This is a genomic window from Treponema sp. R6D11 (assembly GCF_054786075.1).
Genome location: NZ_BDHD01000974.1, coordinates 1 through 426, shown reverse-complemented (window position 1 = coordinate 426; position 426 = coordinate 1). Strand labels below are relative to the sequence as shown.

1 protein-coding gene is annotated in these 426 nt (G+C 39.9%); it reads left to right on the top strand.

Annotated elements, in window-relative coordinates; genetic code table 11:
* Positions 1-25: 25 nt before the first annotated feature.
* The coding region (locus tag ACYVTD_RS17075) for a FlgK family flagellar hook-associated protein (RefSeq protein ID WP_461248838.1) at positions 26-426 on the top strand (401 nt) is incomplete at its 3' end.

The following is a 426-nucleotide window of genomic DNA, read 5'->3' as shown; positions in this document are numbered from 1 at the left end:
TACAGAACAAGACCACGATGAATTTATGGTTCACACATCAGGGCATATTCTTGTTCAGGGACAGATTGGCAGACAATTTGACATGAGAAAAGACGTAGACGCTGAAAGTTTCGCATACATCTACTGGCAGGACACAGGCGATGAAATGGTTTTTACAAAAGGCAAACTTGGCGCTCTTATGGAAATGCGCGATGTAACAATACAAAATGAAATTCAAACTCTTGACAACATGGTAATGAATTTTACAGACCTTGTAAATGAAATTCATCGCGACGCTTACGGCGCTAACGGATCAACAGGCGTTAATTTCTTTTCCGAATATCCTTTTGTTACCAATGTTAACGGAAATTATGATCGTTCAGGCGACGGAGTTTTCGATTCAAGTTATATATACCGAATTAACGGGCAGAATACCCTTGAGCCAAA